10 protein-coding genes are annotated in these 14159 nt (G+C 63.3%); 4 read left to right on the top strand and 6 right to left on the bottom strand.

The features are described from left to right. Window positions 1–246: 246 nt before the first annotated feature. Both ACZY0B_RS06350 and ACZY0B_RS06345 read left to right on the top strand, forming a co-directional pair. Complete coding sequence (locus ACZY0B_RS06350; protein WP_463763189.1) at window positions 247–3132, top strand: MMPL/RND family transporter; 2886 nt, start codon at window positions 247–249, stop codon at window positions 3130–3132. Window positions 3133–3171: 39 nt separating this feature from the next. After that, on the top strand, window positions 3172–3804 hold the full coding sequence (locus ACZY0B_RS06345; protein ID WP_463763188.1) for a DUF732 domain-containing protein: 633 nt from the start codon (window positions 3172–3174) through the stop codon (window positions 3802–3804). Here ACZY0B_RS06345 and ACZY0B_RS06340 read toward each other — a convergent pair. From ACZY0B_RS06340 to trhA, 3 genes are all read right to left on the bottom strand, one after another. Further along, entirely contained in the window at window positions 3801–4694 is an 894-nt protein-coding gene (locus tag ACZY0B_RS06340; RefSeq protein WP_463763187.1) for a DUF808 domain-containing protein, read from the bottom strand. The genes ACZY0B_RS06345 and ACZY0B_RS06340 overlap by 4 nt on opposite strands. Further along, window positions 4691–6763: a glycoside hydrolase family 172 protein gene (locus ACZY0B_RS06335; RefSeq protein ID WP_463763186.1), complete on the bottom strand. Its 2073-nt coding sequence runs from the start codon at window positions 6761–6763 to the stop codon at window positions 4691–4693. The genes ACZY0B_RS06340 and ACZY0B_RS06335 overlap by 4 nt, the downstream gene beginning before the upstream one ends. Window positions 6764–6845: 82 nt before the next feature. Then, window positions 6846–7538 (bottom strand): PAQR family membrane homeostasis protein TrhA, encoded by a 693-nt coding sequence (gene trhA, locus ACZY0B_RS06330; protein ID WP_463763185.1) that lies wholly within the window; start codon window positions 7536–7538, stop codon window positions 6846–6848. A gap of 214 nt (window positions 7539–7752) precedes the next feature. On the opposite strand from trhA, the gene ACZY0B_RS06325 reads away from it, so the two are divergent. Next, window positions 7753–9075, top strand: a complete 1323-nt coding sequence (locus ACZY0B_RS06325; RefSeq protein WP_463763184.1) for a cytochrome P450 — start codon at window positions 7753–7755, stop codon at window positions 9073–9075. A 42-nt stretch (window positions 9076–9117) separates the two neighbouring features. On the opposite strand, the gene ACZY0B_RS06320 is transcribed toward ACZY0B_RS06325, so the two are convergent. Continuing rightward, complete coding sequence (locus tag ACZY0B_RS06320; RefSeq protein WP_463763183.1) at window positions 9118–9405, bottom strand: DUF732 domain-containing protein; 288 nt, start codon at window positions 9403–9405, stop codon at window positions 9118–9120. 96 nt (window positions 9406–9501) lie between these two features. Beyond that, on the bottom strand, window positions 9502–10938 hold the full coding sequence (gene glnA / locus ACZY0B_RS06315) for a type I glutamate--ammonia ligase (RefSeq protein WP_463763182.1): 1437 nt from the start codon (window positions 10936–10938) through the stop codon (window positions 9502–9504). 313 nt (window positions 10939–11251) lie between these two features. Between glnA and ACZY0B_RS06310 the strand changes: the two genes are divergently transcribed. Beyond that, complete coding sequence (locus tag ACZY0B_RS06310) at window positions 11252–13030, top strand: NAD-binding protein (RefSeq protein ID WP_463763181.1); 1779 nt, start codon at window positions 11252–11254, stop codon at window positions 13028–13030. A gap of 44 nt (window positions 13031–13074) precedes the next feature. On the opposite strand, the gene ACZY0B_RS06305 is transcribed toward ACZY0B_RS06310, so the two are convergent. Next, window positions 13075–13905: an LLM class F420-dependent oxidoreductase gene (locus ACZY0B_RS06305; protein WP_463763180.1), complete on the bottom strand. Its 831-nt coding sequence runs from the start codon at window positions 13903–13905 to the stop codon at window positions 13075–13077. Between the last annotated feature and the right edge of the window lie 254 nt (window positions 13906–14159).

Genomic DNA, 14159 nt, shown 5'->3' with positions numbered 1-14159 from the left:
CGTGGGGCGCGGGGGACGCCAGGCCGCTACGGTCAGGTGTAATAGGTTTCGTGTTGCCGCCGATGCATCAATGAGAGACTTTGGAAGCCTTGCCTGACATCACCTGCTCTCGGGGGCGGGGCGACTGCATCACCAGAGGAGACGAGCAATAGTGACAGCAGCTGCTGGCGCACTGGGGTGGATGGCGTGGTCAACCGTGATCGCACCAGACGTGAACGCCGACAACTCCTGCCGCCTGAGGGCCGCATGACCGATCAACGCGTGGACGGCGGGCGTCGTACGCCCCGCGTCGCGCGGACGATCCATCGGTTGTCGGTGCCCATCATCCTGGCGTGGCTGGCCCTCACCGTCATCGTGACCATCGGCGTGCCCTCGCTCGAGCGAGTGGAGCAGGAGCGTTCGGTATCGCTAAGTCCCAAAGATGCGCCGTCGATCAAGGCGATGCAGCACATGGGCCAAGACTTCAAGGAATCCGATTCGGACGCCTTGGCGATGATCGTGTTGGAGAGCCAGCAGCCTCTGGGCGACGATGCTCACCACTACTACAACCAGTTGCTCCGTCAATTGGAAAACGATCCGAAGCATGTGCAACACATCCAGGACTTGTGGGGCAATCCCGTCACGGCGGGTGGCGCGCAAAGCGAGGACGGTAAAGCCGCATACGTCCAGTTGAAGCTGGCCGGCAACCAAGGCACGAGCATGGCGAACGCGTCGGCCGATGCCGTCCGCGACATCGTGGAGCGCACGCCCGCTCCGGCAGGGGTCAAGGTCTATGTCACCGGCCCCGCCCCGCTCATTTCGGACCTGAATCACAGCGGGCAGAAGACAATCCTCAAGGTCACCATCGTGAGCCTGGTGGTGATCTTCGCCATGCTGCTTCTCGTCTACCGCTCTGTTGGCACCGTCATCCTGGTGCTGCTGATGGTCGGGATAGAGCTGCAAGTCGCGCGCCAGATCGTCGCATTCCTCGGGAATGCCGGCGCCATCAGCCTTTCCACCTTCGCCGTCAATCTGCTGATCACTCTCGGGATCGCGGCGGGAACCGACTACGGAATCTTTTTCGTCGGCCGTTATCAAGAGGCTCGCCAGGCCGGCGAAGACTTGGAGACGGCCTACTACACGACCTACCGCGGAACGGCGAAGGTTGTCTTAGCTTCCGGTTTGACGATCGCCGGATCGGTCTTCTGCCTCAGTTTCACCCGGATGCCCTATTTCCAGACAATCGGTATCCCCTGCGCGGTGGGCATGCTGGTTGCGGTGGCGATTGCGCTCACGCTGGTTCCCGCAGTCCTAGCCATCGGCGGCCGATTCGGCATGTTCGAGCCCCGGCGCAGGATCACGGTGCGGCGCTGGCGACGGATCGGCACGGCGGTCGTCCGCTGGCCGGGGCCAATTTTCGCCGCAGCGTGCGCCGTCACTCTTGTCGGCCTGCTCGCGCTGCCGGGATACACCACCAACTACCACGACCGCGTGTACCTGCCCGATGACCTCCCGACCAACCAGGGATATGCGGCCGCAAATCGGCACTTTCCGCTGGGCCGGATGTTGCCCGAGTTCGTAATGATCGAAGCCAATCACGACATGCGCAATCCCTCCGATTTTCTGATATTGGAGCGATTGGCCAAGGGCGTCCTCGCGGTTCCAGGTGTTTCCCGAGTGCAATCTGTGACTCGCCCCTCGGGGACCGCCATGGCGCACACCACCATTCCGTTCAGGTTGGGCGTGATGAACGCGAGCCAGATGGTCAATCTCGAATACCAAAAGGCCCGCATGAACGACATGCTCAAGCAGGCCGATGAACTGAACAAAACGATCGCAATCACGACAACGCTGTACCACCTGATTCTTGAGCTGAACGCCGTCACCCATGACCTGGCCGGCAAAACACATGACGTTCAGGGAATCACGGCCGAAATCCGCGATCAGATCTCGAATTTCGAGGATTTCTTGAGGCCGATCCGTAGCTACTTCTACTGGGAAAAGCACTGCTACGACATTCCCGTCTGCTTTGCGATCAGATCGTTGTTCGATTCATTCGACGGTATCGACGAGATCAACGACAAGCTGGGCGAACTTGTGGTGGATATCGACAAGATCGACGTGCTGATGCCGAAGCTCGCCGCCGAGCTTCCGATTCAGATCGAAACCATGAAGAGCATGCGCACCATGATGCTGACCATGCATTCCACCATGACCGGGATCATCGGCCAGGCCGACTCACAGGGCAATATCTCGACGGAGATGGGCGAGGCTTTCGACGCAGCGAAGAACGACGATTCCTTCTACCTGCCGCCCGAGGTTTTCCAGAACCCCAGCTTCCAGCGGGTCATGGGACTGTTCATGTCGCCGGATGGGAAAGCGGCGCGCATGACCATTTCGGACCGCGGCGATCCTGCCACTCCCGAAGGCATCGCGCGTGTGGAGCAGATCAAACGCGCGGCCGAGGAATCGCTTAAGTCGACACCCCTGGAGAACACCAACATTTATGTCGGCGGCGTCTCGGCGACCTACAAAGACCTGCACGACGGCTCCCGATACGATCTCATGATCGCCGGGATTGCGTCGCTCTGCCTCATCTTCGCGATCATGCTGATGATCACGCGAAGCTTTGTGGCGGCAATGGTGATCGTGGGTACGGTCGTGACTTCGCTGGGGGCATCCATCGGATTGTCCGTGCTGCTCTGGCAGCACATTATCGGGCTGGGGTTGGAATGGCTCGTATTGCCGATGTCCGTCATCATTCTGTTGGCCGTCGGATCCGACTACAACCTGCTTCTCGTCTCCCGAATGAAAGAAGAACTCGCCGCCGGTATCAACACCGGCATCATTCGGGCGATGGGCGGTACCGGCAAGGTCGTCACGGCAGCGGGCCTGGTCTTCGCCGTCACCATGGCCTCGATGGTCGTCAGCGACCTGCGGGTGATCGGCCAAATCGGGACCACTATCGGTCTGGGCTTGGTGTTCGACACCTTGATCGTGCGCGCGTTCATGACGCCGTCCATCGCCGCGCTGCTGGGACGCTGGTTCTGGTGGCCGCTGCGAGTGCGCCCGCGGCCGGCCAGTTTCCTGCTTCGGTCTGAGGGCACCCGTCCGCAGGTCCGTGAGCTACTCGGCACGCGGGCGCCCGACTAGCACCCCGAGTCGTCGTCCACGGCCGCTACCATGGCCGTCATGTCCGAGCCGGTACCAGCTACCGACAAGACTGCCGGGCTGGGCGGTCACGAGACCGTTGCCGCGCCCACTTCCGCGGAACCCGAGGCCGCTACTTCCGCGAACTCGGCCGGCCTCGCGTGGTCCCGCGACGACGACGTTGAGACCCCGCGCGAGGCGGCCAACCAGCGCCGATCGTGGCGGTCGACGTGGCGGACCGCCGCCGCTCTGCTCGCGGCCGGGCTCGTGGTTGCCGGCGCGATCGTCTTGGGGCGTTCGCTGTTGACCTCGCATCCGAAAGCCGCAGCACCCTCACCTACCGCGGTGCCGACGTCAAAGGCGAGTCCGGCTCCCACGACATCCGGCCCGGTAGCGACGGCGGCCCCGTCATCGATCGTGTCGACACCGGATCAGGACAACAAGTACGTTCAGTCCCTCAACGACCGGGGAATCTCGTTCGCCAATCCCGACGCCGCCATCTACAACGGCAAGATGGTGTGCGAGAACATCCGTCTGGGCATGACGGTGCAGCAGATAATCGCAGATTTCCGGACGAGCAACCCCGGGCTGGCCAAAGACGCCGAGACGTACGTGACCATCTCCGTCCACGCCTACTGCCCGCAGAACAGCAACCTGGTCGGTAGCGGGCCCTAACGACCTCGCCGGGCCAGTGACAGCAGCCCTACGACGGCGAATCCCCCGAATCCGACGATCAACCCGATCACCGTGGACACCGCGGCGTTGAGCAGCCAGGCCAGCGCTCCACCAAAGGAATCGACGGCATGGCCAACCTGGTGCTCGGCGTGGTGAACCAGGCCCCGCGGGGCGTGCCAGCCCAGGTGATCGCTGCCGTCGAGCAAGATGTGTCCACCGACCCAGAGCATCGCCACCATTCCGGTGCCCGAGAGCGCTGAAAGCAGTCTGGGCATCGCCGCGACCAAGCCCCGGCCGAGCCGCCGGCCGATTCGAGATGCAGTCGACGTGAGGTGCAAGCCGACGTCGTCCATTTTGACGATGACGGCCACGACGCCGTACACCGCAATGGTGAGGAGCACGGCAACAACGATCAGGATGATCAACCGCGGCACGAACGCCTGGTCGGCGACCTCGTTGAGGGCGATCACCATGATCTCGGCGGACAGCACCAAGTCGGTCCGGATCGCCCCGGCCACCAGGACATCCTCGGCCGCCGGCGCCGCGTGGGCGTCATGACCGCGGAAGCTCGCCCACACCTTCTCCGCGCCTTCGTAGCACAAATAGACCGCGCCGAGCATCAGGAGCGGGGTCACCAGACGGGGCGCGAACTGACTGAGCAACATCGCGACGGGCAGGATCAAAAAGAGCTTGTTGCGCAGGGATCCGATCGCGATGCGCTTGATAATCGGCAGCTCACGCTCGGCGGCGATGCCGTGAACGTACTGCGGCGTCACGGCGGTGTCGTCGATGATCACGCCGGCCGCCTTGGCTGTCGCGCGGCCACTGGCGGCCGCCAGTCGCGCCAGAACCGCGACGTCGTCGAGGAGCCCGAAGATACCTGCACTCATCGCGTCCCCGCCATGGCGTTGGAGGGTACCCGCTGGGATGGCCCCGTCAGTGTGTCGACGTGGTAGCGGCTGGCGGTCCAGGGCGGGCTGTCCGGGGTGGGTGTGAGCGTGATCGTGACGAGGTTTTTGCCGGCGGTGAGGGACTCCGGCACGAAGTAGGTGTCGTCGAGCCAGCGGTGTGAATCGTTGCTGCGTGGCTGTAACCAATTTCGGGCAGGCACGCCGTCGACGGCGACATCGGCTGACTGGTAACCGATTTCCTGGTCCGAGGTGCGGCGCACCAGGACGCCGCGATTGTCCGGATCGATGTGGACACCGAACGTGATCGCGGCGTGGGTGGCGCGGACCAATCCGGCGATGGGGCGGGTATCGTCGCTGCCCTCGTATTGGCTGATCAGTACTTGGTCGTCAGCGTCGGTGTCGGTGTAGCCGTGCACGAATCGACTCACGGGATCGCCGGGAGTGACGTCGTCGTTGGGAGTAGTGGTGGCGTTCGGTTGGGCGTAGAGGAATGCCGTTGAGCTGTAGTCGGGTTGGACCATGTTGCGCTTGCCGTGCTCAATGCCGAATCGAAGCGCGGAATGGTAGCCGACAGCGTCGGCGAGCATCAGCCGGTAGACCACGACACAGTAGTCCGCGCATCCGCCAGTCGCCGTACGTCGATCGGGTTGGCCGGTGAGTGGGTCGCTGTACCGGGTGCCGTCTTTGAAATACCAACCGCCCTCGTAGAAGTCCTCGGTGCCGGTGCCGTACCACTGCGGCGATGCGGAACCGTCCGTGTAGCCGCGTTCGGCGCCTTCGAGAAAGTACGGGGCGTCGTCGCCGAACGACGTCTTGATCCTCGAACCACGGATGGTGTGGCTGACGCCGACGAATTTTCCATGGCCCTGTTCATCAGCGAACAACCAGTCCTGACCGATCGTCGTTGGTCCGGCGTGCGAGCGCGCGGTGAAGTAGCCCGCGCTGCCGCCGGCCAACGCGGGCGCCCATTGTGGGTCGGGAGTGGTGACGACTTCGCTGTCGATTCCGGACACGGGATCGCCGGTGGTGTTGACCAGGGTGACATGTGCTGTGCGGGCGAAAGGCATTGGCCACCAACATGAGAACGACAACGACCCATCGGGTTGTGGGGTTGCGGCGAACATCAGCGATCGCACGTCGTTGGCGCCCAGGCCCGCGCCGAAGAATTCCCCGAGCGGCGAGTCGACCATGGTTTGACCGTCGAATTCGATCTGAAGCCGCAGACCTGTCAAGAGTTGATCGGTCGGTTCCGGCAGCTGCAGGCGCAGGGCCGAGATCATGCCCGACCCAGCCGCTTCCGCGATCGTCGTTCCAGCACCGGCGGGTACCTCGACGGTCTGATTGGTATGCGCCGCAGCGGGTTCTGCTGGTTTGGGGTCCCTGGTCCCCGCGGCCCGCAGAGTGGCCACCACATCGAGCGCGCGGTCGGCCGGCGAGAAAGTACTCACGCCGTCCGCGGTGGAGAACTGGCGATAGTCGACGTGGTAGTACTCCAAATGCGATGCGACGCTGATCCGCATCGACTGCCGGTACGGCATCGGCACTTTGACGTAGACACCGCCCGGCGACTGCGCGGCGTTGGCGACCAGCGGCCACACGAATGGCGCACCCAGCGCACCGTCGACCAACGACTGCAATGGAGCGTCGACCACCGTCTGGCCATCCAGTTCGATGCGAATCGCGCCGATCGCACGCACGTTGCCGCCGTCGCGAGTGAACCAGATCGAATCGACCTCTCCGGCACCGTGATCCTCCGCGACCACACAGCCGGCGCCACCGGGCGCCAGACATCCACCGTTGCCGTTCTTATTGCCCGTGGAGATGTCGAAATCCCCACCGCTGCGGTCGAAGCTCGACACCTGCAGCGTCTGCGCGTCGGCGCTCAGATACGGCAGCCGATCCAGTCGCCGGTAGGTGTCCCAGCCCACCACCCTGTCGCTCACTCCCGGGCTGCCGGGCTCGGCACGCGCCTTGCCTGTTGCCCCGACACCGGTGATAGCCAGCAGTAATGTGCAGATCGCGGACAACGCCCGAGCAGCCACCGGCATAGCAACAGAGGCTACTTGCCGCAATCGTTGGGCTAGGCCACTTCTGAAACGCGATATCGCTTCCCTAACCCGGGTGGCGTTTCTAGAAGACGGCGAACCAAATGGCGATGTACTGGCAGATCGCGGCCACTGCGGTGCAAGCGTGGAAGACCTCGTGATAGCCGAAGGTCCTCGGCCACGGGTCGGGACGGCGCAGCCCGTAGAACACCGCACCAATGGTGTACAGCGCGCCGCCGACAGCCAGCAGCACGGTCGCGGCCACTCCGGCGTTATGCAGGATCAGCGGCGTGTACCAGATCGCGACCCAGCCAAGTAGCAGGTACAGCGCTACTCCCAGCCACCGAGGCGCTGACGGCCAAAACAGCGTCAGCGCGATCCCTGCCACCGCACCACCCCACACGATCGCCAGCACCACGTATCCCGTCCCGCGCGGCATGTCCAGCCTCGCGAACGGTGTGTAGCTGCCGGCGATGAACACGAAGATCATCGAGTGGTCCAGCCGTCGCATCCATTTTCTGGCGGTGGCCGACTCCCAGTGGACGCGGTGGTAAATGGCGCTGACGGCGAACATCGCCACAATCGCCAAGGTATATGTCAGCGTCGAGTGCCCGGCGCGCTTGGACTCCAGCGCCCACGACAGCACCACCAGCGCAGTACCCGCAAAGAAGGCGCCGACGGCGCAGTAGAGGTGGATCCAACCGCGCAGCCGAGGCCTGTCTTGGCCGACCGGTACGCGGGACTCGTGCTGAGCAACCGAATCGATCTGGTAATTCATGGTCCCCCCAATCCGTGGCTCGATTGTCGTAACGCGTTCTTCATCCCCCGGCCAATCTGGATCTGCTGACAGTGTGCTCCCCTAGCGTGAGGAACGGCTATGTCCCACCTGTGAAATACGTCCGCCGGACGCGATGGCGCGGTCTCGGTGCGACGCAACGAACACCGGTGATATGTTCCGGCAAAGATTCACCGTTGGTGCGAAAGGGATCGCTGTGCGGACGAGCATCTGGGCTCGCTGGATGGCGAGGTACGGTGCGCCGCGCGCATTCTTGGCGGTGCAGGCTCGCCGCGGACAGCCGCTGGCCCGGTTTCTGCTGGGCCGCGCCAGCGGAGACGAGATGTATCGGCTGGTCGAAGACATCAGAACTCAGGGCCGCCTGGTGCAGCGGCCATTCGTGTGGGTAAGCGCCGACCACGAAATCTGCCGTACGGTGTTGCGTGACGCCGCGTTCGGTGCCACCAACCTCGTCAACGCGCCTCTCCCCCAGCCGTTTCCGGCGTTGCTGGATCGAACAGATCCTGGCCTGCCCAATCCGGTGGAGCGGCCGGCGATGGTGATGACGAATCCTCCCGATCACACCCGTTACCGGCGCCTATTCGCACAGAGCTTCACACCGCGAGCCATCGACAGGCTCGGCGCTCGAGTTGAAGAGATCACGGCGGAACTGCTCGATGGTTTGGAGCGCAAAACGCAACCCGACCTGGTCGCCGACTTCGCGACGGAACTGCCGGTGGCCGTCATTGCCGAGATCCTCGGGCTACCAATCGATGCGCGACCGCAAGTGCGCGAATGGGGCTACAGCTTGGCGCCGCTGCTGGATTTCGGTACCAGCTGGAAGACATTTCGCGACGCCATCGACCGTCTGCGCGAGGTCGACCGCTATGCCGCACAATTCATCGAACGGGCGCGTGCGGGCGACTCGGGCGACGATCCCTTCGGCCGGGTGGCCGCCGGCGGCGAACTGACCCACCGCGAATTCGCCGCGAATGCAGCACTTCTGGTCGGCGCCGGGTTCGAAACGACGGTGAACCTGATCGGCAATGGAATCGTCCTGCTGCTCGAGCATCCCCAGCAGTTAGCCTTGTTGCGCGAGGATCCGGGACTGTGGCCCGCCGCAATCGAGGAGATTTTGAGGTTCGAAAGCCCAGTGCAGATGCTCGTACGCACCGCACGCCGCGACGTTGAGATCGGCGGCGAGCACATCCGCGCCGGGACGATGTTGGTGCTTTTGATGGGCGGCGCCAACCGCGACCCAGGCGTCTTTACTGACCCCGGACGGTTCGACATCACCAGACCCAACGCGCGAGAACACCTGGCGTTCGGTTCCGGCATACACGGTTGCCTCGGCGCGGCCCTGGCACGAGTAGAGGGCGTCATCGCCCTGCGCACCTTGTTCGACCGGTTCCCGAGTCTGAGCCTGCGTGAGCAGCCCAAACCACTCGAGCTGGTGACCTTGCACGGGTTCAAACGCCTACCGGCCGAATTGCGCGCGCGGCCGGCCGGAGAAGCCCAATCCGTCAGCCCCACCCCGTAGCAGGTTACGAAATACTTTGCCGCACAGCGATATCAGCCTTGGCTACACAGCCGGCGCTAGCTGCGCAGCTGGCTGCCCGGCATCTTGAGGGCAGTAAACACTCACCGCGATGTTCGTGAACTCGGCGGCGGCGTCCCCCCTGAATGCCGGATTGCTCTCCGACACGGTCTTGATGACGTCACCCTCGGGAATGCCCTGGTCCATCAGTGCGCATTCCCTCTTGCCGACACCGATGGCGACGCTCGGCGTCTGATAGGTGATGCCGGCCTTGTTCAGCTCGGCCAGAAAGTTCGCATCCGGCCCCGGATCGGCCTGGGCCGGCACGGCCACGGCAACTACGGCAGCAAATATCGCAAGCACAAGAATCCCCCGCACCCGACCATTTTCCTACAGATTGCCGTCGTTGTCCTGTCGACGACACGTGCTTTATACGTCGTAGTAGAGCTCGAACTCGTATGGGGTCGGCCGGAGATTGAACGGCGCAAGCTCGTAGTCGCGCTTGTAGTTGATCCACGTCTCGATCAGGTCGGGTGTGAAAACGCCTCCCTCGGTGAGATATTCGCTGTCTTCCTCCAGCCGGTCGATCACCGCCGCCAGCTGGGTCGGAGCCTGCGGGATTTCTGCGGCCTCGTCGGGCGGCAGCTCGTAGAGGTCTTTGTCGACCGGCGGCGGCGGCTCGATCTTGTGCTTGATTCCGTCCAGCCCGGCCATCAACTGGGCCGCGAACGACAGGTACGGGTTGCCCGATGAGTCGGGGCAGCGGAACTCCAGCCGCTTGGTCTTCGGGTTGTTGCCGGTAATGGGGATACGCACGCATGCCGAGCGGTTGCGCTGGCTGTACACCAGGTTGATCGGGGCCTCGTAGCCGGGAACCAGCCGCTTGTAGGAGTTCACCGTCGGGTTGGTGAAGGCCAGCAACGACGGCGCGTGGTACAGCAACCCGCCGATGTAGTGCCGAGCGGTGTCCGATAGGCCGGCGTAGCCCGTCTCGTCGTACATCAACGGGACGCCGTCCTGCCATAGCGACTGGTGGCAGTGCATGCCGGAGCCGTTGTCACCGAACAGCGGCTTGGGCATGAACGTTACGGATTTGCCGGCCTGCCAAGCGGTTTGCTTGACGATGTACTTGAACATCTGATGGTCGTCAGCCGCGTGCAGCAGCGTGTTGAATTTGTAGTTGATCTCGGCTTGTCCCCCGCTGCCCACCTCGTGGTGGCCCTTCTCCAGAGAAAACCCGGCGTTGGTCAGGTGGGTGAGCATCTCATCGCGCAGGTCGACGTAGTGATCGGTGGGGGCGACCGGGAAGTACCCGCCCTTGGGGCGGACCTTGTAGCCGAGGTTGGGGCTGCCGTCGGGCTCACTCGCTGCTCCGGTGTTCCACCACCCGGACGTCGCGTCGACCTCGTAGAACGAGCCGTTGGTGCGCGAGTCGAAGCTCACCGAGTCGAAGATGTAGAACTCGGCTTCCGGGCCGAAGTACGCGGTGTCGGCAATGCCAGAGCTGATCAGGTAGTTCTCCGCCTTGCGGGCGACATTGCGCGGATCACGCGAGTACACCTCGAGGGTGAAGGGGTCGTGCACGAAGAAGTTCACGTTGAGCGTTTTGCGGGCACGGAACGCGTCGATGGTCGCGGTTTCCGGATCGGGAAGCAGCAGCATGTCGGACTCGTGGATCGATTGGAACCCGCGAATCGAGGAGCCGTCGAAGGCCAGCCCTTCCTCGAACACGGTCTCGTCGAAGACATAAATCGGAATTGTGAAGTGCTGCATGGTGCCTGGCAGGTCACAGAAGCGGACATCGACATACTCAACGTTGTCATCCTTGGCGAGCTTGAAGATGTCGTCGGGCGTCTTTTCGGACAAGAAATGCTCCTTTGCTTAGTAGCGCGACAGCGCTTTCTACGCCTCAACTATTTCGTTTGCGTGACAAGCCCAAGTCGAACCTGTTGCGCCTCAATAGGACAACGCCGTTGCGCTCTCCGGTGGCACTATCCGGCGTTGTGCTCGATAGTCATATGAGCCAGCGGGCGCTGGTGTCAGCAGAGGTCGGAGTATTCATGGCGCAGAGCACAAAGCCACAGCAGAATGGCGAACAGCCGGACCAGTTACGGCAGTTCTCTGTCGGCTAGTTGTCGCGATCGACCCTGGCGACGAACGTACTAAGCGACCCCGCGAAATGGCCGAGATCTTTCAATTTCATCGCGAAATCATCGTTAGCGGTGACGACGCGCTGTCGAAGATGATCGCCGAGGAGCTAAGAGGCGCGGGCGCGCGGATAATCAAGATCAACACGGCCGCCGATCTCCTGGGCGCCGGGGTGCATCGCGCGCGCGCCGTCGTCTGCGCTGGGCCCAATGATGCGGTTAACCTCGAAATAGCTTTGCTAGCAAGGGAATATAGCTCCACCGTGCGCATCGTCGCACGGCTGGCCAACGATGTGCTGCGCGAAGCGGTGACCGCCGTTAACGGCCCCGGCGCGATCTTGGATGTCGCCGACCTGGCGGCACCATCCCTCATCGAAGCCGCGCTGTCGCGCAACGCCCACCAGTTCCAAACGGCCGGCATCGAGTTCGTTGTCTGGGGAGCTGAGGCACCACATAAAGGGACTCTGCGCGAGATCTACGGCGACCTGGCGCCGGTGGCGGTGGTCCATGGCAAGAATTCGCCTTCCCCCGGCGAGGTGGTGCCCTGTCCGGGACGGGATCTGGGCGTGTACAAGGGCGACTGGACCTCGATGATCGGCGTCAAAGACGAATTGGAGGCCCGAGGCCTTGCCGTGCCTCCGCCGACCCCGACCCGTTCCAGCCAGTCGCGGGTGCGACGCGCGATCGATGCCGCGCGCGCGATGCGCGAAGATATGAACCCACTGCTTCTTCCCTCGTTGGCATTGACGCTGCTCTTCACGCTCGGCTCGACAGCCGTACTGTTCTGCACCTATCGGAACCCGCGGATGTCGTGGATCGACGCCCTGTACTTCGCCTCCGAGACGATTACGACCGTGGGCTATGGCGATTTCAGCTTCGCCCACCAACCCGCGTTACTACGACTGTTCGCTGTCGCGTTGATGTTCGGCGGCGCGATCGTCACCGCGATTATCGTCGCGTTCCTTGCGGACCTATTGCTGTCCCGCCGCTTCGTTCAAACGGCCGGACTCCGACGGGCGCGTCATATGCGCGGTCACGTCGTCGTCGTCGGACTGGGTTCGGTGGGCATCCGCGTCGTGCGGGATCTGACCGCTGCCGGATACGACGTCCTGGTCATCGAGCAGGACGAGAACAACCGCTACCTGTCGACCGTGGCCGAACTCGACGTGCCGGTGATCTTCGGAGATTCGACGATGCGCCAGACACTGGAATCGGCGCGCGTCGAACGCGCCCGCGGGGTGACAGTGGTGACCCATCACGACATGCAGAACATCGAGACCGGGATCGTCCTGCTCGAGATCTTGGGATCCGATACCAAGGTGCCGATCGTGATGCGCGTTCAAGGCCGCGCGCTGGGCACGGCGATAAATCGGCGGTTCGGCTTCGAAAATGTGCGGTCGATCGTCGACCTCGCGGCTCCCTGGTTCATCGGCGCCGCGATGGGCCTGCAGGTGCTCGGAACGTTTTGGGTCGGGCAGCGTTCCTTCATGGTGGGCGGGATGCTCGTGGCGGCGGGCAGCGAGCTCGATGGGCTGCGGATGGTCGATTTATCGACCCAAACGCGCGTTATCGCGATCACACGACCGGAAGGGCCGGTTCGGCTACGCCCTCGTCGTGACGCCCGACTGAAAGCCGGCGACACCGTCTACGTCATCGGCCCTTACCGTGAGTTGATCGCGACGCTGCGCAAGGGCCAGCCTCCACCGCTGACCGCGATCAACGGTGAGCGCACGGCGGCACTGGCGGCCGCCCGGTCGTCACCCAGGCCAGATGCACGCCCGCCGCGCTGGGCGCCGGACCCCGACGCTTGACGAACTGGCAGCAGTCCTCAGCCGAGCTGACGTGAATGCCACTGTTACCCGCGGTACTTGTCCACCTTTGCGGCGTACTCATCGAGCAACCGAAGCGATTCGTCGAGCGGCTTGGTGGGCAGCAGCAGTGCTAGTCGATCGAAACCCAAGCCGTCGGCAGCGTGCCAATAGTCGGGGTCGGCCGGCGTGCCGAACATTGCCAGTGGAACATCGCGTCCGGCGCCCTCGCGCAGTTGATCAATGCGTTTGGTCAGGTGCTCTATCGGGAGCGGGTTGGATATCCAACCCGCGCCATGGCGAATCACCCGCTTGACAGTGGCATCCGAGTCGCCGCCAATAAAGATCGGCGGGTGCGGTTTTTGAACCGGCTTGGGGCGAAGGTAGGCGGGGTCGAAGTTCACGTATTTGCCGTGGTACTCGGCGGGTTCAGTTGTCCATAGCGCCTTGATGGCCTCGATGCGTTCGTCGAGCAATGCGCCACGCGTTTTCGGGTCCGTGCCGTGATCGCGCAACTCTTCGATGTTCCAGCCGGCGCCCACGCCGAACACGAAGCGGCCGCCGGAGATCAGGTCGATGCTGGCAGCCTCTTTCGCGGTGATGATCGGATCGCGTTGGATCAGCAGGGCGATCCCGGTGAACAACTCGATGGACGAGGTCACCGCAGCCACCGCGGCCAGCGTCACAAACGGGTCGAGGGTCCGGTAGTAGATCGACGGTAGCTCGCCCCCCATCGGATAGGCAGACTCCCGGCTCGCCGGAATATGGGTGTGCTCGGCGATGACCAACGATGCGAAACCCCGCTCTTCGATCGCGCGTGCCAGGGATATCGTGTCGATAGTGTCGTCGTTGACGAAGGTCGCGATCCCGAATTTCATGCTCTCCCTTATCTGCCGCCGTTGATCTGCCGTCTGCCGACAACCAACGCCCGCACGTACGACCCTAATTCCGCCGAGGGGCCAACGGCTGGTCTGCCGTTGTCACACTAGCCACACTGGCCTCTGGCGCGAGGGTGTTCGTTGTGGACACCGGTCGAGAGAGCGACTCAGGGGAGGACTACAGCGCTTCGCCGATGTCCGGAAGTAAGGAAATGTCTTCGGGCTGGCCGTTACGAAACATTTCTGCAGTCTCA

The sequence above is a fragment of the Mycobacterium sp. IDUB_19 genome (assembly GCF_055419445.1).
This window is presented reverse-complemented; position numbering and strand designations above follow the sequence as displayed.

Coding starts and splice junctions, on each gene's coding strand:
- ACZY0B_RS06350 (WP_463763189.1), top strand. CDS start 247: ATGACCGATCAACGCGTGGACGGCGGGCGTCGTACGCCCCGCGTCGCG.
- ACZY0B_RS06345 (WP_463763188.1), top strand. CDS start 3,172: ATGTCCGAGCCGGTACCAGCTACCGACAAGACTGCCGGGCTGGGCGGT.
- ACZY0B_RS06340 (WP_463763187.1), bottom strand. CDS start 4,694: ATGAGTGCAGGTATCTTCGGGCTCCTCGACGACGTCGCGGTTCTGGCG.
- ACZY0B_RS06335 (WP_463763186.1), bottom strand. CDS start 6,763: ATGCCGGTGGCTGCTCGGGCGTTGTCCGCGATCTGCACATTACTGCTG.
- trhA (WP_463763185.1), bottom strand. CDS start 7,538: ATGAATTACCAGATCGATTCGGTTGCTCAGCACGAGTCCCGCGTACCG.
- ACZY0B_RS06310 (WP_463763181.1), top strand. CDS start 11,252: ATGGCCGAGATCTTTCAATTTCATCGCGAAATCATCGTTAGCGGTGAC.
- ACZY0B_RS06305 (WP_463763180.1), bottom strand. CDS start 13,905: ATGAAATTCGGGATCGCGACCTTCGTCAACGACGACACTATCGACACG.